General features: G+C 74.5%; 18 protein-coding genes. 10 read left to right on the forward strand and 8 right to left on the reverse strand.

What is annotated here, in order from left to right:
* Positions 1-39: 39 nt before the first annotated feature.
* From KKR89_RS00265 to KKR89_RS00280, 4 genes are all read right to left on the reverse strand, one after another.
* Entirely contained in the window at positions 40-1,638 is a 1,599-nt protein-coding gene (locus KKR89_RS00265; protein ID WP_208196721.1) for an outer membrane protein assembly factor BamB family protein, read from the reverse strand.
* Between the two features lie 40 nt (positions 1,639-1,678).
* On the reverse strand, positions 1,679-3,187 hold the full coding sequence (locus tag KKR89_RS00270) for an outer membrane protein assembly factor BamB family protein (RefSeq protein WP_208196722.1): 1,509 nt from the start codon (positions 3,185-3,187) through the stop codon (positions 1,679-1,681).
* Positions 3,188-3,332: 145 nt separating this feature from the next.
* Positions 3,333-4,379 carry an LPXTG cell wall anchor domain-containing protein gene (locus KKR89_RS00275; RefSeq protein ID WP_208196723.1) on the reverse strand — a complete coding sequence of 349 codons (1,047 nt, stop codon included), beginning with the start codon at positions 4,377-4,379 and terminating at the stop codon, positions 3,333-3,335.
* Positions 4,380-4,557: 178 nt separating this feature from the next.
* Positions 4,558-5,163 carry a TetR/AcrR family transcriptional regulator gene (locus KKR89_RS00280; RefSeq protein WP_208196724.1) on the reverse strand — a complete coding sequence of 202 codons (606 nt, stop codon included), beginning with the start codon at positions 5,161-5,163 and terminating at the stop codon, positions 4,558-4,560.
* Positions 5,164-5,266: 103 nt separating this feature from the next.
* Between KKR89_RS00280 and KKR89_RS00285 the strand changes: the two genes are divergently transcribed.
* The 3 genes from KKR89_RS00285 (at position 5,267) to KKR89_RS00295 (ending at position 7,799) form a co-directional block, all read left to right on the forward strand.
* Positions 5,267-5,905 carry a GNAT family N-acetyltransferase gene (locus KKR89_RS00285; RefSeq protein WP_208196725.1) on the forward strand — a complete coding sequence of 213 codons (639 nt, stop codon included), beginning with the start codon at positions 5,267-5,269 and terminating at the stop codon, positions 5,903-5,905.
* 478 nt (positions 5,906-6,383) lie between these two features.
* Positions 6,384-7,148, forward strand: a complete 765-nt coding sequence (map, locus tag KKR89_RS00290; RefSeq protein ID WP_208196726.1) for a type I methionyl aminopeptidase — start codon at positions 6,384-6,386, stop codon at positions 7,146-7,148.
* Between the two features lie 195 nt (positions 7,149-7,343).
* A complete protein-coding gene (locus tag KKR89_RS00295; RefSeq protein WP_208196727.1) occupies positions 7,344-7,799 on the forward strand; it encodes a hypothetical protein in 456 nt (151 codons plus the stop codon).
* Here KKR89_RS00295 and KKR89_RS00300 read toward each other — a convergent pair.
* Positions 7,753-9,369, reverse strand: coding sequence for a DNA polymerase IV (locus tag KKR89_RS00300; RefSeq protein WP_208196728.1), 1,617 nt, complete (start codon positions 9,367-9,369; stop codon positions 7,753-7,755). The two genes, KKR89_RS00295 and KKR89_RS00300, sit on opposite strands and share 47 nt — an antisense overlap.
* Positions 9,370-9,450: 81 nt before the next feature.
* Positions 9,451-10,476 (reverse strand): endo alpha-1,4 polygalactosaminidase, encoded by a 1,026-nt coding sequence (locus KKR89_RS00305; protein ID WP_208196729.1) that lies wholly within the window; start codon positions 10,474-10,476, stop codon positions 9,451-9,453.
* Positions 10,477-10,626: 150 nt separating this feature from the next.
* On the opposite strand from KKR89_RS00305, the gene KKR89_RS00310 reads away from it, so the two are divergent.
* From KKR89_RS00310 to KKR89_RS00320, 3 genes are all read left to right on the forward strand, one after another.
* The gene (locus tag KKR89_RS00310) at positions 10,627-11,142 is read left to right on the forward strand and encodes a low molecular weight protein-tyrosine-phosphatase (RefSeq protein ID WP_208197266.1); all 516 of its coding nucleotides are present in this window, start codon (positions 10,627-10,629) and stop codon (positions 11,140-11,142) included.
* A gap of 71 nt (positions 11,143-11,213) precedes the next feature.
* Positions 11,214-12,791, forward strand: coding sequence for a class I SAM-dependent methyltransferase (locus KKR89_RS00315; protein WP_251140952.1), 1,578 nt, complete (start codon positions 11,214-11,216; stop codon positions 12,789-12,791).
* A gap of 147 nt (positions 12,792-12,938) precedes the next feature.
* On the forward strand, positions 12,939-14,114 hold the full coding sequence (locus KKR89_RS00320) for an aminotransferase class I/II-fold pyridoxal phosphate-dependent enzyme (RefSeq protein ID WP_208196731.1): 1,176 nt from the start codon (positions 12,939-12,941) through the stop codon (positions 14,112-14,114).
* Between the two features lie 20 nt (positions 14,115-14,134).
* Here KKR89_RS00320 and KKR89_RS00325 read toward each other — a convergent pair whose 3' ends face one another.
* The gene (locus tag KKR89_RS00325; RefSeq protein WP_208196732.1) at positions 14,135-14,503 is read right to left on the reverse strand and encodes a hypothetical protein; all 369 of its coding nucleotides are present in this window, start codon (positions 14,501-14,503) and stop codon (positions 14,135-14,137) included.
* A 31-nt stretch (positions 14,504-14,534) separates the two neighbouring features.
* Positions 14,535-15,911, reverse strand: a complete 1,377-nt coding sequence (locus KKR89_RS00330) for a glucose-6-phosphate dehydrogenase (RefSeq protein ID WP_208196733.1) — start codon at positions 15,909-15,911, stop codon at positions 14,535-14,537.
* Positions 15,912-16,173: 262 nt separating this feature from the next.
* Between KKR89_RS00330 and KKR89_RS00335 the strand changes: the two genes are divergently transcribed.
* From KKR89_RS00335 to KKR89_RS00350, 4 genes are all read left to right on the forward strand, one after another.
* On the forward strand, positions 16,174-17,067 hold the full coding sequence (locus KKR89_RS00335) for a DUF72 domain-containing protein (RefSeq protein ID WP_208196734.1): 894 nt from the start codon (positions 16,174-16,176) through the stop codon (positions 17,065-17,067).
* 325 nt (positions 17,068-17,392) lie between these two features.
* Positions 17,393-18,415, forward strand: a complete 1,023-nt coding sequence (locus KKR89_RS00340; RefSeq protein ID WP_208196735.1) for a LacI family DNA-binding transcriptional regulator — start codon at positions 17,393-17,395, stop codon at positions 18,413-18,415.
* Between the two features lie 133 nt (positions 18,416-18,548).
* Positions 18,549-20,183: an amidohydrolase gene (locus tag KKR89_RS00345; protein ID WP_208196736.1), complete on the forward strand. Its 1,635-nt coding sequence runs from the start codon at positions 18,549-18,551 to the stop codon at positions 20,181-20,183.
* A gap of 55 nt (positions 20,184-20,238) precedes the next feature.
* Positions 20,239-21,876 carry an ABC transporter substrate-binding protein gene (locus KKR89_RS00350; RefSeq protein WP_208196737.1) on the forward strand — a complete coding sequence of 546 codons (1,638 nt, stop codon included), beginning with the start codon at positions 20,239-20,241 and terminating at the stop codon, positions 21,874-21,876.
* The last annotated feature ends 4 nt before the right edge of the window (positions 21,877-21,880 follow it).

Genomic DNA, 21,880 nt, shown 5'->3' on the forward strand with positions numbered 1-21,880 from the left:
GGCGCGTTGCGCCGGTGGGGACCTCGGGCCGGTTGGCGTTCATCCCAGGACGGTGATGCTCCACTCCGACCCGTCCTCGGCCGGGGTGACCCCGACGAGGGCGCCGAACTTCGCCTGCAGCAGCTCGACGCCCTCCGGGAACGGCGCCCGCCAGGCCACGCTGCCGTCGGCGGCGTCCAGCGCGACGAGGTCCGTCCCGCGGCCGTCGGCGTCGGCGGCCCGCACCAGGAGGCGACGGCCGTCGGTCAGGGGAGGCTCCGTCAGGGGAGCCTGCACGTCGACCAGGCCGCCGTGGCGCCACAGCTCGGCGCCCGTGCGCGCGTCGTACGTCACCAGATCGGTGCGGACCACGAGGTGGATGCGCTCCCCGAGGACGTGCACGGAGCTGAGCGAGGCCGGCACGCCGGCCGCCGTCCACCGCAAGGTGCCGTCGCTGTCCCAGCCGTGCAGACCGTCCCCGTCCACGGTGAGCAGGAGCCCGTCGGCACTGCCGTCGTCGACGTTCGTGGGCACCCAGCGCCCGGCGAGCCCGCCGACGCGGTCCGCGCGCACGAGCCTGGTCTTCGCGCCCGTGGCGACGGTCGCGGTACCGATGCGCGTGAAGATGAGCGCTTCGGAGTCGGGGCTCGTGAGAGCCGATGCGCCGGACGTGCCGCTGAGGACCTCGCCCGGGCCCACCGGGAAGCTGCGCAGCGTCGCCCCGGTGGCGTCCAGGATGCGCAGCTCGCTCGGGGTCGCCACCAGCACGTCCGGGCCCAGGGGCATGACGTCGGCGCGCGGCTGGGAGGGCCGCGACGACGACGGGGGCGCGGCTGCCGGGACCGTGGCCCGCCACGCGACGGCACCGTCCGGTCGGACGGCCACGACCTGCGCGTCGCCGTCCACGAGGCTGCCCACGACGACGAGGTCGTCGAGGACGAAGAACGTCGAGAAGGTCCCGGTGCCGGCCACGGCGTCGGACAGGTCCGTGACGACCGCTCCGTCGTGCGGGTCCAGCACCAGCAGGCGGGTCACCGTGGGCGCGACGTACCGCTGCTCCGCCTCGCCCATGACGGTGCGCGCGTCCGACGCGAAGCACACCAGGCCCTCGCCGTCGGTGCCGTGCGCGAGGCAGGAGCCGCCCCGCGGGAGGGTGTCGGTGCCCGCGTCCGGCGGGGCGTCCGACCCAGGAAGCAGCTCCTGCTCCCAGACGACCTCGCCCGTCGCCGGGTCGGTCGCCTGCGCGGTGGCCGACCCGTCGTCGTCGTTCCTCGTGCCCACGAGCAGCCCGTCGGGCGTGCGGGCCGTCGCCCCCAGCACCTCATCGGTCTCGGCCGTCCACAGGACCTCGGGCGGTCCGTCGAGCGGTGCGAGCGCGTTCGGCAGCGTCGCCACGACCGCGAGCCGGGCACGGTCGCGCGCCGCCTCGCGGACCTGCCCGACGACCCCGACCGTGCCGAGCACGACGACGACCGTGGTCGCAGCCGCGAGCACCCGGCGACGGGCGCGGGGGGAGGGCCGGCGGGAGCGGTCGGAGAGGTCTGCGTCGCCGTCGTGCCCGTCAGCGGGGGTGCCGCGCGGGACCGCGGGCAGCCGGGTGTCCGGCGTCCCGTCGTCCTCGACGAGCTCGACGTGCATCCTGGCGCCGCGCCGTGCCATCGCAGCAGGCTAGCGCGGTGGTGGCTCTCGCGGGCCGCGCTCAGCGCAGGACGTGGGTGACGAGCCCGCCGCCGTCGGGCGACACGTCGTACGAGTAGGCGACGAGCACGCCGTGGACGGGGAGGATCGCCGAGACCGGCTCGGACAGGTCCGCCGCCCACGAGCGCTGCCCGTCCGTGGCGTCCAGCGCCACGAGCACGTCCGGCGCGCTGCCGCCCGGTCGCGGTGCGAGCACGAGGACGTAACGGCCGTCCGTCGTCGTCCCGGAGTCGGGCAGCAGGCCGTCCGCGTGCCACAGCGGCTCCCCCGTGCCCGCGTCCAGCGCGTCGAGGGCGGTGCCGTTGCCGATGAGGACACGGCCGTCGAGGAGCAGCGCCTCGTACCCGGTGGGCTTCGGTACCGACGTCCACAGCGCACGGCCGTCGACGTCCCACGCGTGCAGGCCGCGCTCGTCGGACGTCAGGACGAGGCCGGGCGCGCTGCCGTCGTCGACCGTGAGCCTGACCCACGTCCCGGCGACCCGCCGGATCCCGTCCGGCCGCACCACGACCGTGTCCTGGGCGGTGACGGCGACGGCGTACCCGGACGCCGTCGCCATGCGCGTGTCCGACGCCAGCGCGACCTGCTGCCGGGTCTCACCGGACGCGTCGATCAGGCGCAAGGCGTCCGGTGTCAGGAGCGCGACGGCGTCCGACGTCGCCCGCAGGTCCACGCGTGACCCGTCGGCCGTCGTGGTCGTGGTCGGGAACGAGGTCTGCCACGTGACCGAGCCGTCCGCAGCGACCGCGCGCACCTGGGCGGTGGACCCCCCGGTTCCGGCCAGGACGACGAGGTCGGCCAGCACGACCATCGCCCGCGACGCCAGCGGCTCGCCCGCCGCGGCCGACAGGTCGGTCACGACCGACCCGTCGCGCGCGTCGAGGACGACCAGGCGCGTCTCGGTCGGCAGGAGCTGCGCGAGGGTGCCGCGCCCCACGACGTCGGCACCGTTGTCGGCCAGGCACACGAGCAGGTCCCGCTCGGTCCCGTACGTCTCGCACGCACCGTGGCTGCGGACCACCTCCCCGTCCGGCAGGACGTCGAGCGCGCTGCCGGGGCCGATCAGCTCGACCTCCCAGGCGACCGCGCCGTCGGCGGGGTCGAACGCGACGACCGAGGCCGCGCCGTCCGTCGTCTCGCGGGAGGCGACGAGCAGGCCGTCGGGCGTCCGGGCGCTCGCCATGAGCAGCTCACCGTCCGTGGACGTGCGCAGCAGACGCATCGGCCCGTCGGCGGGGTCCACGACGCCCGGCAGTCCCGCGACCGCCGCCATCCGTGCGCGCTCGCGGGACGTCACCACGCTCTGGGCGACGACGGCGCCGACCACGAGCAGCGCGAGCAGCGCTGCGCCCGCGACCAGGAGGCGACGGCGGGTGCGGTGGGACGCGCCGGACGGTTCGTCGCCCGCTGTGGTGCCCGTCCGCGTCCCGTCACCCGGTGGCGCGCCGGCCGTGGCGTCCTCGTCGTCCTCGACGAGCTCGACGTCTCTTCTCGCGTCGCCGCGTGCCACGGCTGCAGGGTATCGACCGCGGAGGGCGTCAGCACGTGTCGGCGGACCGGGCAGACGTCACCCCCCGGCCGGGGGGGAGGGCCGGGGGGTGACGGTTCAGGGGGTGTCGGGGACACCCGGTGGGTGGGCGCGGTGGCGCCCCGGGTCAGCTCTCCGTGCGGTGACGGCGCCGGGCCAGGACGAGGGCCGTACCGCCGGCGATCGCACCGATCGCGGCGAGGAGGCCGAGGGCTGCCTGCGTGCCCGTCGCGGCGAGCGTGTCGTCCTCGACCGCGGCGAGCACCTCGGCGCGCTCGGTCGGCGTCGGGGTCGGCGCGGGCGTGGCCGTCGCGGAGACGCTCGGCGTCGGGGTCTCGGCCGGGGCCGGCAGGACCTCGCTCGTCTCGCTCGGCGACGGTGCGGGCGTCGGGGTCGGCGCCGCGGTGGGCTCGTCGTCCACGTCGGCGGTCGGGGTCGGCGACGGGGTGGGCGTCGGCGAGGGGGGCGGCGTGGGCGTCGGGGTCGCCGACGGGGTCGGGACGACGACCGGGGCGCACAGCACGTCGAGGTCGACGAGGTCGTTCACGTCGTAGTGGCCGTAGAACGCCAGCGTGTTCGGCACCGGGAAGCCGCCGTCGCCCGAGGGCGTGATGACGGTCGGGACCAGCGACGGGACGTCGAGCCCACGCCCGGCCTCGCCGTCACCCACGAGGTCCACCTGCAGGCCGTAGGCGTCGCGCTCCGCGCAGACGGCCGCGGCGTCGGTGGCGTCGAGCTCGAGCGGGATGATCTGGGCGTTGCGCGGCAGGCTCCGGGACGCCTCGGTGCGGACGGACGTGTCCGCCGTCGGCCACGCCCACACGGTGTGCAGCGCGACGCGGTGCTGCGGCCCGCTGTTCCGGTACGCGGCGGCCTTGTTCACGTCGAGCTTCTTGTAGAGGAAGTACCCCGTGGCCTGGTCGCACGTGTAGGCGTTCCAGGGGATGACGTCGCCGGTGCGCTTGCCGCCGCACAGCGCGCCGGGGGCGGCGGTGGGCTGGGGTGCGGGCGTGGGCTTGCCGGGCTTGGGCTTGCCGGGCGTGGGCTTGTAGCCGGTCGAGTAGCCGGGCTTGCCCGACCCGTGGTGACCGCCACCGGTGGCGGTCGCTGCGGTGGAGGGCAGCACGACGAGGGCTGCGACGGACAGGATGACGAGTGGCAGACGGCGGTTCACGGGAGGACTCCTCGGCCGCGGACGCTTGGACGGGTGCCCGGCGACGACGGCCACGCCATCGGGCGTAACGGACAATAGAGGCAAATGTCGGGTCCGTGGTGAACTTCTGTCCAACTTGGGGACGAATCATCCGTTCGGACCTGCAAGGGCGGCCGAGGAGCCCTCGGCGGCCCCCCGGTCAGGCCGGGCGGGCCAGGGAGGCGATCGCGCGGGCCAGCAGGTCGACCGAGGCGTCGGCGCGCTCGTCGTCGTGGTCGGCGACCCACGCCTGGATGACGCCGTCCGCGGCGGACAGGACGAGGGCCGCGACGTGCTCGACGGGGGCGGTCCAGGTGACGCCGCCGCGCTGCGACCACCCGCCGAGCTGCCGCTCGATCTCCGCGAGGTACTGCCGCCGCTCCCACGCCACGGTGCTGACGTCCGAGTCGTCGCGCGCGGCGCGGATCAGCTCGTACATCGCGGCCTGGTGGGCGGGGTCGGCGCGCACGATGTCGAGCTGCGCGCGCAGCGCCCGTCGCAGCGCCGTCTCGAGGTCGTCGGTCGCGACGGCCGCGTCCCACGCGGCGGTGGCCCCCGTCAGCTCGCGCTCCACCAGCGCGCGCACCAGGGCCGCCTTGGACCCGAACGCGTAGTGGAAGATCCCGTGCGGCACGCCCGCACGGGTCGTGACGGCCCGCGTCGTGAGGCCGGCCAGGCCGTGCTCGCGCAGCACCGCCAGCGCGGCGTCGAGCAGCTGGGCCCGTCGCTCGTCGACGGGCCGGTGGCCGCTGGCGGGGACATTCACCCCCCCATGTTTGGCCACGCGACTTGGCCGCGCGACTTGGACAAGCGGCCAAATCGTCATACGGTGGAGTCACACGCACCGTGACGCGCGGGAGGAGGACCCCATGATCGTCGTCACGCCCGCCGAGCCCGGTGACCTCGCCGCCGCGGCATCGGTGCTGGCCGAGGCCTTCGTCGACGACCCGGTCACCGGGACGCTGCTCGGCGGCCGCGGTCACGACCGTCCGGCGCGCGCCCGCCACCTGTTCGTCGGGCTGCTGCGTCCTGTCATCGCCGACGGCACCGTCGACGTCGCCCGTCGGGCCGGGGAGGACGACGTGCTGGGTGTCGCGATCTGGGAGGCGCCCGACGCCGTGACCACCATCGCGCGGCTCACGGCCCAGCTGCCGTCCTTCTGGCGCGCGTGCGGCCCGGACAACCTGTGGCGTGCGCTCGTCACCAAGCGCGCGGTCGACCGGTACCGGCCCCGCCTGCCCCACTGGTACCTGCAGGAGATCGGGGTCGCCGAGGCGGCGCGCGGCCAGGGCGTCGGCGGTGCCCTCCTCGACGCGCGGCTCGCGACCGTCGACGGCCAGGACGCCGGCGCGTACCTCGAGTCGTCGACCGAGCGCAACCGCCGCCTGTACCGCCGGCACGGCTTCGTCGACGGCGTCCCGGTCCGTGGCATCCCCGCGGCGCCCGTGACGATGTGGCGCGCCCCCGCGTCGGAGCGCGTCGGCCGCCCGGCCCGGCTCACGGTCTGACCACCCCGCGCTGACACCCGCGCCGAGCGCGGTACCCCACCGTCGAGCGCGGTACCTGTGAGTGGTGCGCTCGGCGGTCACGTACCGCGCTCGACGGGTGAGGGGGGCGGCTCCGGGGCGCGTCACCGGTTCGGGGGACGTGCGCCGTCGGCCGCGGAAAACCCTTGGCGGACGTCCAGGTGCGACGTAGCGTCGTGGGTACACGGGAAGGAGGTGGTCCGAGACATGAAGCACTCCCGGACGAGTGAGGTGGCTGTCCGCTAGCCGCCCGAGTCATCGGACGGACTGCCCAGGTCCGCACCCGCTCCGCCGGCACGACGGCAGGGCGGCAGCGAACACCAGCAGTCACCGCAGCCCGTGGGAGCCGCGACCTCGTCCTTCGCGGCAGGGCCCCGTCAGGGGTCCGGCCCACGGGCTGTCCCGTGCCCTGGCGCGGGCGCCCGACCACCGCACGCGGGTCGGATGAGAGGCTGGGGTCGTGGCACTCAAGTCCCCCGCAGAGATCGAGCAGATGCGCCCCGCCGGGCGGTTCGTCGCCGACGTCCTGACGTCGTTGCGCGAGCACGCCCGCGTCGGCATGACGACGAACGACCTCGACGCCCACGCGCGCGAGCTGATCGCCAAGGCCGGTGCGCACTCCGTCTACCTCGGCTACCACCCGAGCTTCGGGGCCATGCCGTACCCGGGTGTCCTGTGCACGTCGGTCAACGACCACGCGCTGCACGGCCTGCCGTCGGACCGCGTCCTGCAGGACGGCGACGTCCTGAGCATCGACTTCGCGTGCCAGGTCGAGGGGTGGGTCGCGGACTCCGCGCTGACGTTCCAGCTCGGCACGACGACGCCCGAGGCGCAGCGCCTCATCTCGACGACCGAGCAGGCGCTCGCGGCCGGCATCGCCGCGGCGCGGCCGAACGCCCGCATGGGCGACGTGTCGGCCGCGATCGGCCGGATCGCGCGCCAGTCCGGGTTCGGCCTCAACACCGACTTCGGCGGTCACGGCGTCGGGCGGACGATGCACGAGGACCCGCACGTCCCCAACGACGGCCGCCCCGGCACCGGCATCCGCCTCAAGCCGGGCACGGTCATCGCCATCGAGCCGTGGCTCATGGCCGGCAGCGGCGAGTACGTCATCGACGACGACGGCTGGACCATCCGCAGCGCCGACGGCGCGCTCGCCGCGCACGCCGAGCACACCGTGGCGATCACCAAGCGCGGCCCGGTGGTCCTGACGGCCCGCGACTGACGGTCGCCCGGTCGCCCGGTCGCCCGGCCGCCCGGAGAGCGTGAAGCGTTGCTGCCGGAATCCGGCAACAACGCTTCACGCTTCTGTCACGTCCGTCGGCGGTCGTCCACAGGTCGGCCGAGCGCTCCGGCGTGCTCGGAAGCGTGCAGAGCCGAAACGCTCACGTGACCCGGCGATGTGCGTCAGCATGTGCGCATGAGCGCAGAGCAGGGCACTTCGGGCGTCCCGGCCGCTCGACCGGTCGAGGCCCGCGACCACCGCGACGACCCGTCCGTCGACGCCGACGCAACGCCCCGGTACCGCGACGGCGACCGCTGGCTGCGCGCCGTGGGGGCCGGCGTCCTGGTCCTGACGTGCACGACGACCGACGTCGGCGCCGCCGCGCTCGCGGCGACCGTCGTCGTCGTGGCGGACATCACCGTGCGGACCCGCCGGACCGGCACGCGGTGGTGGACGGTCCTGGAGCTCGCCCTGCTGGTGGTGATCGTGGTGCTGACGCTGACGTCGACGCGGATCGCGGCCGGGCTGACGGGCGTCGAGCTGGCCGCCCAGCTGGTCGTCGGCGTGCTCGTGGGCGCCGGCGTCGTCGCGCTCGTCGCCGCCGTCAGGCGCCGGCGCGCAGCGGCGGCGGCACGGCCGACGGCGGTGTGACGCCGACGGGCTCGACGAGCACGAGCGGGTCCTCGTCGAGGTCGAGGACACGCGAGCGGGCGGGCGCGGTCAGCGCCGTCTCGAACCGCACGGTCGCCTCCCGGCCGCGCACGTGCACGACCCACCCGCGGCCGAGGGTCGCGTGCTCGACGTCGAGCCCGGGTCGCGCGTTGGACTCGTCGAGCGGCCGTCCCACCTGCGAGCCGCCGAGCGGTCGCCCGACGACGGCCTTCTCCGCGCCGACGAGCCGCGCGTCGTCCTCGACGAGCGCCGCCACGACGTCGTCCACCCCGGGCGCCGTGCTGCCGTCGGGGAGGCGCGGGCCGGCGGCGGGGTCGTGGGGCGCCGGGTCGTCCGGCGGGTCGTCGGCGCCGTCCGGGTCCGCGGTCGTCTCCGCCAGCCGCCCGCTGACGTGGTCGTGCTCGCCGACCACGGCGCGCCGCGGCGCGTCGAACAGGTGGGCGTCGAGGTCGAGCGCGAGCTGCGCGTGGGACGACAGCGCGTGGAACGCGACACCCAGCAGCCGCACGGGCTCGACGACGCCCGCCGCGAGCACGGCCTTGCGGGCCGCGTCGCGCAGGTCCGCGTCCGACGCGGTCGGGTGCGGGAACGTCACCGACCGGGTGACGGTCGAGAAGTCGGCGTAGCGGACCTTCGCGACGACGGTCCGCGCGGCGCCGCCGTGGCGCTCGAGCCGCTGCAGGGCCTCGTCGACGACGTCGTCCACGGCGGACAGCACCACGTCGCGCCCCCGCAGGTCGACCGCGAACGTGCGCTCGGCGCCCGCGGACTTGCGCTCGGTCGTCGTGACGACGGGCCGGTCGTCCAGGCCGCGGGACATGAGGTACAGGCCGGTGCCGTGCGCCTCGCCGAGCGTCATCGTCAGGGTGTCGAGCGGCTGCCGCCGCAGGTCGGCGACGGTGCGCACGCCGAGGCGCTCGAGCGCGCCCTGCGTCGCGGGGCCGACGCCCGGGACGGTCCGCACGTCGAGCGGCAGCAGGACGTCGTCCTCGTCCTCGGGTCGCACGACGACGACGCCCCCGGGCTTGCGCAGGTCCGAGGCGATCTTGGCGACGAGCTTCGAGCGGCCCACCCCGACCGACACGGTGAGCCCGGTGAGCTCGGCGACGCGCGCCTGGACCTGCGCGGCGGCCTCCTCCGGCTCGGGTGTGCCGCCGGGTGCCAGCGTGAGGTCGGCGAACGCCTCGTCGATCGACAGCGGCTCGACCGCGGGCGTCAGCTCACGCAGGACACCCATGATGACCTGCGAGTACGCGGCGTACGCGGCGAAGCGGGGCACGAGCACCGCCGCGGCCGGGGTGAGGCGACGGGCCCGTGCCATCGGCATCGCGGAGCGGGCGCCCGCGCGGCGCGCTTCGTACGACGCGGTCGACACGACGCCGCGTCCGCCGACCCCGCCGACCAGGACGGGCTTGCCGCGCAGCGACGGCTTGTCGCGCTGCTCGACGGCCGCGAAGAACGCGTCGGCGTCGAGGTGCAGGACGGTCGCGGCGTCGCGCATGCGCACGGCGGCGACGAGTCGCTGCGCCTGGTCACCTCCCCGTTCCACCCCCCCATCTTCCGTCGCCGGCACGACCACCGGCGGCCACGGGGCGCGGACGGGCGGCTGCTCGGCCCGTCGGGTGCGCCGTCAGCAGGCCTCGTGGACGGCCTCCGGTGCGCCGCGCGGGGCGACGTCGCGGTCGCGCAGGACCACCGAGAGCCCCGCCGCGCGCGTCGCGGGGGACGACTGCTCGGCGCACGCGGCGTCGAACGCCGCACGGTCGTACTCGACGTCGAGCACCACCGGGTACGCGGCCGTGTACACGTGGCACTCCTGCCACTCGCGGCACTCCTCGGCGACGACGAGGTCGGCCCCGAGCGCCCTGACCTGCGTCGTCAGCTCGGCCGTGTTCTTCTGCGCGAAGGCCAGGCCGGCCGCGTGCGCCCGCTCGACGAGAAGCGCCGTGTACGCGAGCGTGTCGGCGGGCGTGATGCGGCCGAGCGAGCGCGTGTAGGAGTCGAGGTTGTCGACCTCGACGGCGTCGAACCCGGCGGCGCCGCACGCGTCGATCACGTGCCCGACGCGCTCGGCGACCCGGGCCCGCAGCTCGGGGGTGGTGAGGTCGTAGAGGACCTCGTCGGGCCAGCCGTCGTCCCGCACGGGCTCGCCGGCGTGGTGCAGCACGAGCGCCGGCTCGGCGCGGAGCAGCCGCTCGGTCTGGGAGGGCTGGGTCTGGAAGCCGTTGACGTAGCAGACGTCGTAGCGGCCCGTGGGTGTCGCGGTCGAGTCCCGGACGACGACGGCGGTGTCCTCGGAGGGCTCGTCGGCACCGCCGAGCTGGTACTCGAACCGCGCCCCGGGCGTCGGGAGCGTCACGGTGCGCGGTGCGGTCGTCACGCCGGGTCCGGGTGTGGGCGTGACGTCCGGGGCCGACGTGCCCGCGGCGGGGCTCGGGGTGGCCGTCGGCGACGGTGCGGCGTCCTCGGTGGCGAGGGAGGCCGTCGCGTGGGGCGCCGCGGGTGGCGCGGTGTCGGCGGCGGAAGCCGTGGCGCCCGGTGTGCCGGCGGGCGGGGAGGCGGTGGCCGGGTCTGCCGTGGGCCGGCACGCGGGCAGCAGGAGCACGACGGCGCATGCGACGACCAGGACGGTCGCGCTGCGCGTCGTCGTCGGCACGCGGTCACTGTAGCCGGGCATACCCGGCGGCGGCCGACCTCCACACGGACGGGTGAACCCGGGCCCACGCCGTGGTGATCATCATCACGGAATGGTAACGAGAAGGGCGTGACCTGCGAGGATGTAGCGGTGCCTCGTCCTTACCGCGTGATGACCGTCTGCACCGGCAACATCTGTCGGTCGCCCATGGCCGAGATCGTGCTCCGGCGCCGGCTGGCCGACGCGGGCCTCGCCGACGTGGTCGAGGTCGACTCGACCGGCATCAGCGACGAGGAGGCCGGCAACCCCGTCGACTGGCGTGCAAGGTCCGTCCTGCGCCGCCACGGCTACCCCACGGGTGAGGGCCACCGTGCCCGCCAGGTCCGGCCGGAGCACCTCCTCGAGCGAGACCTCGTGCTGCCGATGACCGCCACGCACGCGCGCTCGCTGCGCCGCCTGGCGGGCGGGGACCCCGCCGCGACGTCCCGGATCCGCATGTACCGCAGCTTCGACCCTGCGGCGCCGTCCGAGCCCGGGCAGCCCGACAGCGTGCTGGACGTCGACGACCCCTGGTACGGCCCGGAGGAGGGCTTCGAGACCACGCTCGCCGAGGTCGAGGCCGCCGCCGACGGCATCATCGCGCACGTCCGCGAGGCGCTCGCCTACCGCGAGGGCGCAACCGACTGACACCACCACCCCGCGCACCTCACCCGCGCAGGAGACGGGGGATCGCGCCGACGTGTGGCACGGTGCTCGCTGTGCCCGCCCTGATCCGCCACGTCCTGTTCCCCGGCCGCCACCACCTGGTGACCGCCTTCCAGGTCGCGTACCTGACCGACCTGCTCGCGGGCCGCGTCCGCGACGCCGACGGCGAGCCCGTGACCTGCGCGCCCGACGCGCGGGTCGTGTGGGCGCTGACGTCCGCGTCGCACAGCGGCACGCGCCGCAACCCCGTGCCGGCGCACCGCCGCGAGGCCATGATCGAGGCGGTGACCACGCGCGCGGGTCTGGCGTCGCTCGTCGTCCCCGTGGCCGACGTGCCGCCGAGCCCTCGGTTCGCGCACACCGTCCTGGCCACGTCCGAGCTGGTGCTGGGCGAGGCGCTCGCACCGCACGACACCGTCGTCGCGTGCTCGACGCCCGAGGTCGCGGCGATGTACGCGGCCGAGGGCTACCGCATCGCGACGGCCGAGGCCGGCGCGCCGGGCGACCCGGCCCGGCCGTGGGACGTCCTCGAGCGGATGGTCGCCGGTGACGACGCGTGGCGCACCGTCGCCCACCCGGACGCCGTCGCGTTCTACGAGCGGTACCGGCTCGACGCGCACGTGCGGCTCGTCCACACCGACCCGACCGTGCAGGACGACGGGGACCTCACCGAGACCCGCGACTACGCCACGTACACCGCCGCGTTCGACGACGCGTCGGACCGCAAGTGGGAGCAGGTCGCCCCGCACGTGCGGCCCGGGCGGATCGTCGACCTCGGGTGCGCGGCCGGCGGGCTGCTGGAGCGCGCGGCCCGGGACCCGCGGCTCGCGGAGTCCGACCTGTACGGCGTCGACGTGTCCCGGCACCTCGTCGCCGAGGCGGAGCACCGCCGGGCGCAGGGCGTGTTCGCCAACCCCAACGTGTTCTTCGCGCAGCGCAACCTGCTGCTCGGCCCGGTCTTCCCGGAGCGGTCCGTCGACACCACGACGACGATCGCGCTGACCCACGAGATCGCGAGCTACGGGGACGGGCGCGCCGACCTCGAGCTGCTGGCCCGGCGCGTCTTCGAGCACACGCGCCCCGGCGGGGTGTGGATCAACTCCGACGTGCTGGGCCCGGCGGACCCCGAGCGGGTCGTCGACCTGGTGCTCGACGGCGACGCGGACGTGCCGGCCCGCGACCTGTCGGGGCTGGAGCGCGCGCAGGCCGCCGCGCACGTCGCCGGGCTGTCGCCCGCCGCGCGGCTCGTGCAGTTCGCGCAGGACTTCCCGGCGCTGTCCGGCGCCGAGGTGAAGGTCGAGTGGGTCGAGCGCGGGGCGGACCGCAGCGTCGCGCGCACGACGCTGCGCACCGCCATGGAGTACCTGTGCACGCGCGACTACACGGACTCCTGGCTCTCGGAGTGCCACGAGCGGTTCTGCGACCTGACCGGCGACGACTGGACGGACCTGCTGACGGGCGTCGGGTTCGAGCTCGAGCCCGGCAGCGGCCCGTGGCGCAACGACTGGCTGGTCGAGCACCGGCTGAGCGTCGGCGCGGCGCTGCGCGACCCGGTCACGGGCGCGCCGGTCGACTGGCCGGACACGCACGTGCTGACGGTCGCGCGACGGCCGCTCGTCCCGGTCGGATGACGCGGCCCGGCCCCGGCGGTCGACGGCGCGCCGTCGCGGCGGTCGTCCGGTCCTGACCACCGAGAAACTCGGTGAGTGCCGACATTTCTCGGTGATCGCCTCGACGGCGTCCGGACGTCCCTGCGTCCCCCGCGGCAGACTGACCCCATGAAGGTCGCCGCCCGCGCGCACGTACCGCCGTTCGCCGTCATGGAGATCCTGGCCGCCGCCAACGCGCGCCGCGCCGCGGGGGAGCACGTGCTCAGCCTGTGCGCGGGCGAGCCGTCGACGGGGGCGTCGGACGTCGTGCGGCAGCGGGCGATCGAGCTGCTGACGTCGGGCGACCTCGGGTACACCGAGGCCCTGGGAGCGCCGGGCCTGCGCGCGGCGATCGCGGCGCACTACGGCGACACGTACGGCGTCGACGTGGACGCGCGGCGCGTCGCGGTGACCACCGGCTCGTCCGGCGGGTTCATGCTCGCGTTCCTCGCGGCGTTCGACGTCGGCGACCGCGTGGCCCTGGCGCGGCCCGGGTACCCGGCCTACGCGAACATCCTGACGGCGCTGGGCTGCGAGGTCGTCGACCTGCCGTGCGGGCCCGAGCAGCGCTACCAGCCGACCGTCGCGCAGCTCGAGGCGCTGGACGAGCCGGTCGAGGGCCTCGTGATCGCGTCGCCCGCCAACCCGACGGGCACGATGATCGAGCCGGACGAGCTCGCGGCCCTCGCCGCGTGGTGCGGCGAGCACGGCGTGCGTCTCGTCAGCGACGAGATCTACCACGGCATCACGTACGCCGACGCGGCCGGAACGACCCCCGCGACCGCCACCGCGGCGCAGTACCTCGGCACGGGTGCCGTCGTCGTGAACTCGTTCTCCAAGTACTGGGCCATGACGGGCTGGCGCCTCGGCTGGCTGGTCCTGCCCGACGACCTGGTCGCGCCCGTCGACGCGCTCGCGGGCAACGTCGCGCTGTGCCCGCCGGCGCTCGCGCAGCACGCGGGCGTCGCGGCGTTCAGTGCCGACGGCATGGCGGCCGCACGCGCCAACGTCGAGCGGTACGCGGACTCCCGCCGGCTCCTGCTCGACCGCCTGCCGGACCTCGGCTGGGACCCCGTCGCGCCCGCGGACGGGGCGTTCTACCTCTACGGCGACGTGTCGGTGACGGGCCTGGACGCGGTGACCTACTGCGCGCGCCTGCTCGACGAGGCCGGCGTGGCGATCACGCCGGGCACGGACTTCGACCCCGTCGGCGGGGGCAGCTGGGTGCGGCTGTCGTTCGCGTCGTCCCCGCAGGTCGTCGCGGAGGCGGCGGACCGGATCGTGGCGTGGCAGCGCGGGCTGTGACGCCACGGCCGCGGGTGCGGTCAGGCGGCGGGGTCCTCGTTCGGTGAGGTCACCACGGTGATGCGCTCGGCGTCGATGCCCTGCGCGACGCACCGCACGACGCGCTCGACGTCGGCCACGTCCGCGTCGACGGCGAGGACCAGCCCGCCGCCGGCGCCCGGCTCGTCGGCACCGACGTAGGCGTCGACGACCATCGGGTCCTCCGCGCACACCGAGACCGTCCTCAGGTCGCCCGCCACGAGCACCGTCCACGGGCCCTGCACCGGGATGTCGACGACGGACGAGCCGCCGCCACCGAACACGGCCAGTGCCCCGAGGAGCGTGGTGCCGACGAGGGCGGCCACCACGACGACCGCGGTCGCTCGGGTCCGCCTGGCGCGATCGCGCACGGTCCCTCCCTCTGTCCGGAACCCGGGCAGCCTAACCCGCGCGCCTGCGTGGCCCGTCGCTGCCCGCCGGGTACTCCTCGAGGGGCGCGACGCCCGCGGCCCACGCGTCGAGGATCGGCTCGACGATGCGCCAGCCCTCCTCGGCCTCGGCGGCGCGGGCCGACAGGCGGGTGTCACCGTCGATGACGGCGAGCAGCAGCTGCCCGTACGGCGTGGGGTCCTGGCGGGCGAGCTCGGTGTCGAGGACGACCTTCTCCAGCGCGAACGGGTCGCCGATCCCGTTGACGTTGAGGTGCAGGGACATCCGGTCGGGGTCGAGCTGCAGGCGCAGCTCGTTGCGGGTCGGAGCGGCGCCGTCGAACACCCGCAGCGGCACCTCACGGAACCGCACGACGATCTCCCGGCGGCTCGCGGACAGCGCCTTGCCGGTGCGCAGCCGGAACGGCACGCCGGACCACCGCCACGTGTCGACGAAGAGCGTGACCTCGGCGTACGTCTCGACCTCGCGGTCCGGGTCGACGCCCGGCGCGTCGGCGTACGCGTCGACCGGGCGCCCGTCGACCTCGCCGGCGACGTACCGGGCGCGGCGCGTCCACCGGGCGACGGACTCGTGGTCCGGTGTGCGCACGGCCCGCAGCACGTCGACCTTGCGCGACGCGAGGTCCTCGGGTGCGACCGACGTCGGCGGCTCCATCGCGACGTACGTCAGCAGCTGCAGGAGGTGGTTCTGCACCATGTCGCGCAGCGCGCCGGACCGGTCGTAGTAGGAGGCGCGAGCCTGCGCGTCGACCTTCTCGTCGAAGACGATGTCGACGGAGGCGACGTGGGTGCTGCTCCACAGGGGCTCGAGGACGCGGTTGGCGAACCGCAGGCCCAGCAGGTTGAGCACCGTCTGCTTGGCGAGGAAGTGGTCGACGCGGAAGATCTTGTCCTCCGGGAGCAGCTCGCCCAGCGCCGCGTTGAGCTCGACGGCCCCGGCCAGGTCCTCCCCGAACGGCTTCTCGACGACCATCCGCAGCCCGTCGGGCAGGTCGATGTCCGCCAGCGCGCGCACCACCGGCAGGAACAGCACGTGCGGCAGCGCGAGGTACAGCACGAGAGGGTCCGCGCCCTGCACCTCGCACGCCGCGATCGCGGCGCGCAGCGTCTGCGGGTCGGTGACGTCGCCGTGCACCCAGACGACCCGCTCGACCAGCGCCGTGACGTCCGCGTCCGGCTCGCCGTCCGCGTGGTAGGCGACCTTCTCGTGGACGAGGGCACGGAACCCGTCGTCGTCGAGGTCGTCGTTCGCGACCCCGACGAGCCGCAGGCCGCCGTCCACCTTCGACTCGACCCGCGCGAGCCCGGGCAGGATGTAGCGGGCGGTGAGGTCTCCGGTCGCGCCGAGGACGACGAGGCCGGCGGTCACGGGTGCGCTCCCGTCGGGCCGGGGACGTGCGGGAGGTCTCGGCTGGTCGGGGTCATGCCCCCATCGTCACGACTCGCCGCGGAGCGCGCGAGGCGAGGTGAGCAATTGGGCGCCGCCGCCCACCGTACGCGTGGGCTCGCCTGCTGCCCCTCGCTCGGGACTGGTCGAACAGGTGACCACGTGCCGCCGAGGAGGCCCGCGGAGGTGACCACTTCGCCCTCTCGACGAGTGAGGGCGGCGGGCCGCTCCTAGAGTCGCTCGCATGGACGGGCCCGGGCAGGTGCGCATCGGCATCTCCGGGTGGCGGTACGCACCCTGGCGAGGGGTGTTCTACCCGCGGGGCCTGCCGCAGCGGCGCGAGCTGGAGTACGCCGCGCAGCAGCTCGGGTCCGTCGAGATCAACGGGTCCTTCTACTCGCTGCAGCGCCCCGACAGCTACCGCGCGTGGCGCGCGGACACCCCCGACGGCTTCGTGTTCGCGGTCAAGGGCCCGCGCTTCGTCACGCACATGAAGAAGCTGGCCGGCGTCGAGACGCCGTTGGCGAACTTCTTCGCCTCGGGCGTCCTGGCGCTCGAGGACCGCACCGGACCCGTGCTGTGGCAGCTGCCCCCGAACCTGGGGTTCGACCCCGACCGCCTCGCACGCTTCTTCGACCTGCTGCCCCGTTCGACGGCCGCCGCCGCCGAGCTCGCCGCCCGTCACGACGACAAGGTCGCCGAGGGCCGGGCACTGACGACCGTCGAGACCGACCGACCGCTGCGACACGTGCTCGAGGTCCGCCACGACACGTATCGCGACCCCGCGTTCCCCGAGCTCCTGCGCGCGCACGACGTCGGCCTCGTCGTCGCCGACACCGCCGGCCGCTGGCCGCATCTCGAGGACCTGACCAGCGACGTCGTCTACGTCCGCCTGCACGGGCACAGCGAGCTCTACGTGTCGGGGTACGACGACGACGCGCTCGACGCGTGGGCGGCGAAGGTGCGCGCCTGGTCGACGGGCGCACCGCCGCCGGACGGTCCGCGGCTGACACCGCCGGCCGCCGACCGCCCGCGGGACGTGTACGTGTACTTCGACAACGACGTGAAGGTCCGCGCCCCGTTCGACGCGATGGGCCTCGCCGCCCGGGTCGCGCCACCGGCGGGCCGGGTCGGCTGACGCGACGCCGGACGGCCGTCGCGTTCGAGGATCAGCGCGACCCCGGACCCGCGCGGCGCCCCCGGCACCACCCCGACGCTCTACGGCTCACGGCTGGCACCGCGCTCACGGTCGTGGTCTCGTCGATCTTCCCCGCCTGAGCCGCGACCATCGGGTCCGGCCTGCGTGACCGAATTGCCGCACACGTGTGCAGCAGGGGTGGACAACTGACGCGGATGCTCCTATACCTATCCCCTGGCGGGTCCTTCACCTGTCCGCGAGGTGCTCGCGCGCTGATCGTCGGCTCCCGGCGCGACGACGCGGGCGGTCCGAGTCAGGAGAGTGGATGCGGGCGACCATCCGTGACGTCGCCCGTGAGGCGGGTGTCCACCACACGACGGTCAGCAGGGCGCTCAACCCGGCGACGGCGCAGCTGGTCAAGGGCGAGACCGCCGCGCGCATCCGTGCGGCGGCGGCGCGGCTGGGCTACGTGCCGGACGCCCTCGCGCGCGGCCTGAAGAACAACACCTCGATGACGATCGGCGTCGTGGTGCCCGACCTGGCCACGCCCATCATGGGCCAGGTCGTGCGCGGGGTGGAGGACGTCGTCATGCCGCGCTACGTCGCTCTGGTGGTCAACACCGACGACGACCCCGAGCGGGAGCGGCTGCAGCTCGAGGTCCTCGCCACCCGGAAGGTCGACGGTCTCGTCGTCGCCTCCGCGCGGCTCCACACGCCGCAGATCGAGGCGCTCGTCGACAGCGGTCTGCCCGTCGTGCTGGCGAACCGGCGCGCCCGCGGCGCGGGTATCTCCAGCGTGACCAGCGACGACGCCGCAGGTGTGGCGGCCGCGGTGGAGCACCTCGTCGCCCTGGGTCACCGCCGCATCGCGCACATCTCGGGCCCGCTCGACACGTCCACGGGCGCGGCCCGTGCGGCGGCGTTCCGCACCGCGCTGACCGAGCACGGCATCGAGCCCGACGACCGGCTGGTCCGCACGGCGAAGGCGTTCCGCGTGGGGGAGGGCGAGCGCGCGTTCGCGGAGCTCGTCGAGTCGGGCGAGCAGTTCACCGCCGTGTTCGCCGGCAACGACCTCATCGCGGTCGGCTGCTACGACGCGATGCGTCGTCGCGGGATCAGTTGCCCTGAACACGTGAGCATCGTCGGGTTCAACGACATGCCCTTCGTCGACAAGCTGTGGCCACCCCTGACCTCCGTGCGCGTCCCGCACCACGAGATCGGGCGACAGGCGGCCCACATGCTCCTCGCGCAGATCGACGGCCGGGCGGAGGCCGGGTCCACCCTGCTGCTGCCTGTGTCGCTGCAGGTCAGGGAGTCGACGGGACCCGTGGAGCGGGTTGCTCCCTGAGCGCCGGAGTGTTTCGCGCAGGTAACGATCTCCCGGGTCGTCCGACGAAATCCTGAGACGCCGTTGCTCACGGTACGGACAGCCATCTACGGTCTCGGCACCGCACACGTGTGCAAAGACTGGAGATCTGACGATGTCGAAGCCCGACGCCGACCTCATCCTCACGGGGGGTCGCATCACCACCCTCAGCACGGACCCGGCGGTCCCGGGTGAGGTGACCGCCCTCGCCGTCCGCGACGGGAAGGTCCTCGCCATCGGTGGTGACGCGGAGATCGAGGCGCTCGCCTCGTCGGCGACACGCCGGATCCGCCTCGACGGCGCGCGCGTCGTCCCCGGTCTCGTCGACTCGCACGTCCACTTCGTCCGGGCCGGTCGCACGTGGAACGACGAGGTCCGCTGGGAGGACGTGTACGACCTCGAGGACGGGCTCGCCGCGCTCACCGCCCGTGCGCAGGCCGTCGGCCCCGGCGCGTGGATCCGCGTCATCGGCGGCTGGGACGAGGCGCAGTTCCGCCAGGGCCGTGGTCCGACCCGGGACGAGCTCGACCGGGCCTGCCCCGAGAACCCGGTCTACGTCCAGATGCAGTACACCTACGCGGTGCTCAACAGCCGCGGCTGGGAGGAGCTCGGCATCGACGAGGCCGCCGTCGCCGGCTCGCCGGCGCCCGGCGGGTTCGAGCGGGACGCCGACGGCGCCCTGACCGGTCGCGCCGCGGGGCTGCCCCTCATGACGTGGTTCTACCGGCGGCTGCCGGCGCCGGACTTCGAGGAGCAGGTCGCCTCGACGGCCGCCCTGTCGCGCGAGTTCGCCCGCCTGGGGATGACCGGCGCCGTCGACGGCGGCGGTGTCAACACCGGCCCCGAGGCGTACGGCCCGGTCTACGAGGCGTGGCGCCGCGGTCTGCTCACGACCCGGGTGCGCCTGTTCAAGCACGCCACGCGCCAGGGCACCGAGGCCGAGGACTACGCCGGCTACATGCGCTTCAACACCCCGCGCCTCGGTGACGACCTGCTGCGCTTCTCGGGCATCGGCGAGGTGCTCATGTACCGCACGCACGACCGCATCGCCGAGCCCGCCGACTACGGCGTCGAGGCGATGCAGGAGACCCGGGACGTGCTGCTCGAGTGCGCCGCCAAGGGCTGGACGGTGCAGATCCACGTCCACCAGCGCGAGTTCTTCCTCAAGCTGCTCGACCTGTGGGAGGAGATCGACGCGATCCACTCCATCCGGGACCTGCGGTGGGGCTTCGTCCACGCCGAGTCCACCTACGTCGAGGACATCGAGCGCCTCAAGCGGCTCGGTGCCGGCGTGCTCTTCCAGAGCCTGCTGCGGCTCAACGGCGAGGGCGCGATCGCCGTGTGGGGCGCCGAGCGCGTCGCACGGTCGCCGGAGATGCGGGACCTGTGGGACGCGGGCGTGCCGATCGCCCTCGGGTCCGACGCGATGCGCGTGGCCTCCTACAACCCCTTCAGCAGCCTCGAGTGGTTCCTGACCGGGCTGACGGTGCGGGGCACGCGCACCCTCGACGACCGGCACCTGCTCTCGCGCGAGGAGGCGCTGCGCGGCTACTCGGCCGCGGCCGCGTGGTTCACCCACGAGGAGGACGTGCGCGGCCCGCTGGTGCCGGGCATGCAGGCGGACCTCGCCGTGCTCTCGGACGACTACTTCACGATGCCGGTGGACCAGATCCACACCCTCACGTCCGAGCTGACCCTGCTCGGCGGCGAGGTCGTGTGGGACTCCGGCGCACTCGACGTCCCCAGCTGACCTACCGCTCGACCCGTCGTCCCCCACCCGTCGTCCGACCCGACTGGAGCTCACCATGACCTCCCCCCTCTCCCCGACCAGGACCGCCACGTCGGCGCCACGGCTGCGCGCCGTCGCCGGCGCGGCCGCCGGTCTCCTCCTCCTGACCGCCTGCGGTGGCGGCACCACCGAGGCCGAGTCGGCCGCGACCCCCAGCGCCGCCGCCGCGGCCCAGGCCGGCGGCACGCTGAGCATCGGCATCACCGGTGAGCCGGGCAACCTCGACCCGACGTTCGCCGCGACGCTCACCTCCGTCTCGGTCTACAACGCGATGTGCGAGCAGCTCTTCAACACGACGGCCGACGGCAAGGTCGTCCCGCAGCTCGCGGCCGAGGCGCCGACGTTCAACGAGGACGCCACCGTCGCCACGATCAAGCTGCGCGAGGGGGTGCTGTTCGCCGACGGCACGCCGTTCGACGCCGAGGCCGTGAAGTTCTCGATCGAGCGCCACAAGAATACCGAGGGCTCGCAGCGCACGAACGAGCTCGAGGCCGTGACCGCGGTCGAGGTCGTCGACGAGCACACGGTCGACGTCGTCCTCTCGGCGCCCATCGCACCGGGTGCCTTCGACGTCATCTTCACCGACCGCGCCGGCACCGTCGTGTCCCCGACGGCCGTGGCGGAGCAGGGTGAGGCGTTCTCCGAGGCGCCCGTCTGCGTCGGCCCCTTCGCGTTCGACAGCCGCATCCCGCAGGACAGCGTCACCCTGGTCAAGGACACGAACTACTACGACGCCGAGAACGTCCTGCTCGACAAGGTCGTCTACCGCGTCATCACCGACTCGAACGTGCGGGCGACGAACCTGCGGGCCGGTGAGCTCCAGGTGATCGAGCGCGTCGCGACGACCGACATCGCGACGCTCGAGTCCGACACGGCCGTCGAGGTCCAGTCCTCCGAGGGCCTGGGGTACGTCAACCTCGAGATCAACGTCGCCAACGTCGGCGGCGAGAGAGGCGTCATCGACACCCCGCTCGCCTCTGACCCGCGCGTGCGCCGGGCGCTGGCGATGAGCATCGACCGTGACGCGATCAACCAGGTCGTCTACAACGGCCAGTTCGCGCCGGCCTGCGGCTTCATGGCCCCGTCGAGCCCGCTCGCGACCGACGCGACCCAGTCCTGCCTGCCGTACGACCCGGACGCCGCGCGTGACCTGCTCGAGTCGACCGGTGTCGACCTGCCGCTCCAGGTGGGCGTCATGCTCAACCAGCAGCCGGAGACCCGCCGCATCGGCGAGATGATCCAGTCGATGGCCGCCGAGGTCGGGTTCGAGGTCGTCCTCGACATCGCCGAGTCCACGGCCACGGTCGAGCGCGGCAACAAGGGCGACTTCGAGGTCTACATCAACTCCTGGTCCGGTCGTGTGGACCCCGACGCGAACGTCAGCCTCTACGCCAAGAGCACGAGCCCGCGCAGCCTGAGCCGGTTCTCCGACGCGCGCGCCGACGAGCTCATCGAGACCGGCCGGTCCGGTGCCGACGTGGACGCGCGCATCGCCGCCTACGAGGAGCTGCACGAGCTCCTCCAGGAGGAGTCGGTGCACGTCTTCCTCGTCCGTCCGGCCAACCTGCTCGGTGTCCGCACCGACGTCACGGGCGTGACCATGCGGGCCAACGGCACGGCCGTGCCGACCTACGCCGGCTACGTCGCCGAGTAGTCGA

Origin of the sequence: Cellulomonas dongxiuzhuiae (assembly GCF_018623035.1) — a bacterium.
Lineage (GTDB): Bacteria > Actinomycetota > Actinomycetes > Actinomycetales > Cellulomonadaceae > Cellulomonas > Cellulomonas dongxiuzhuiae.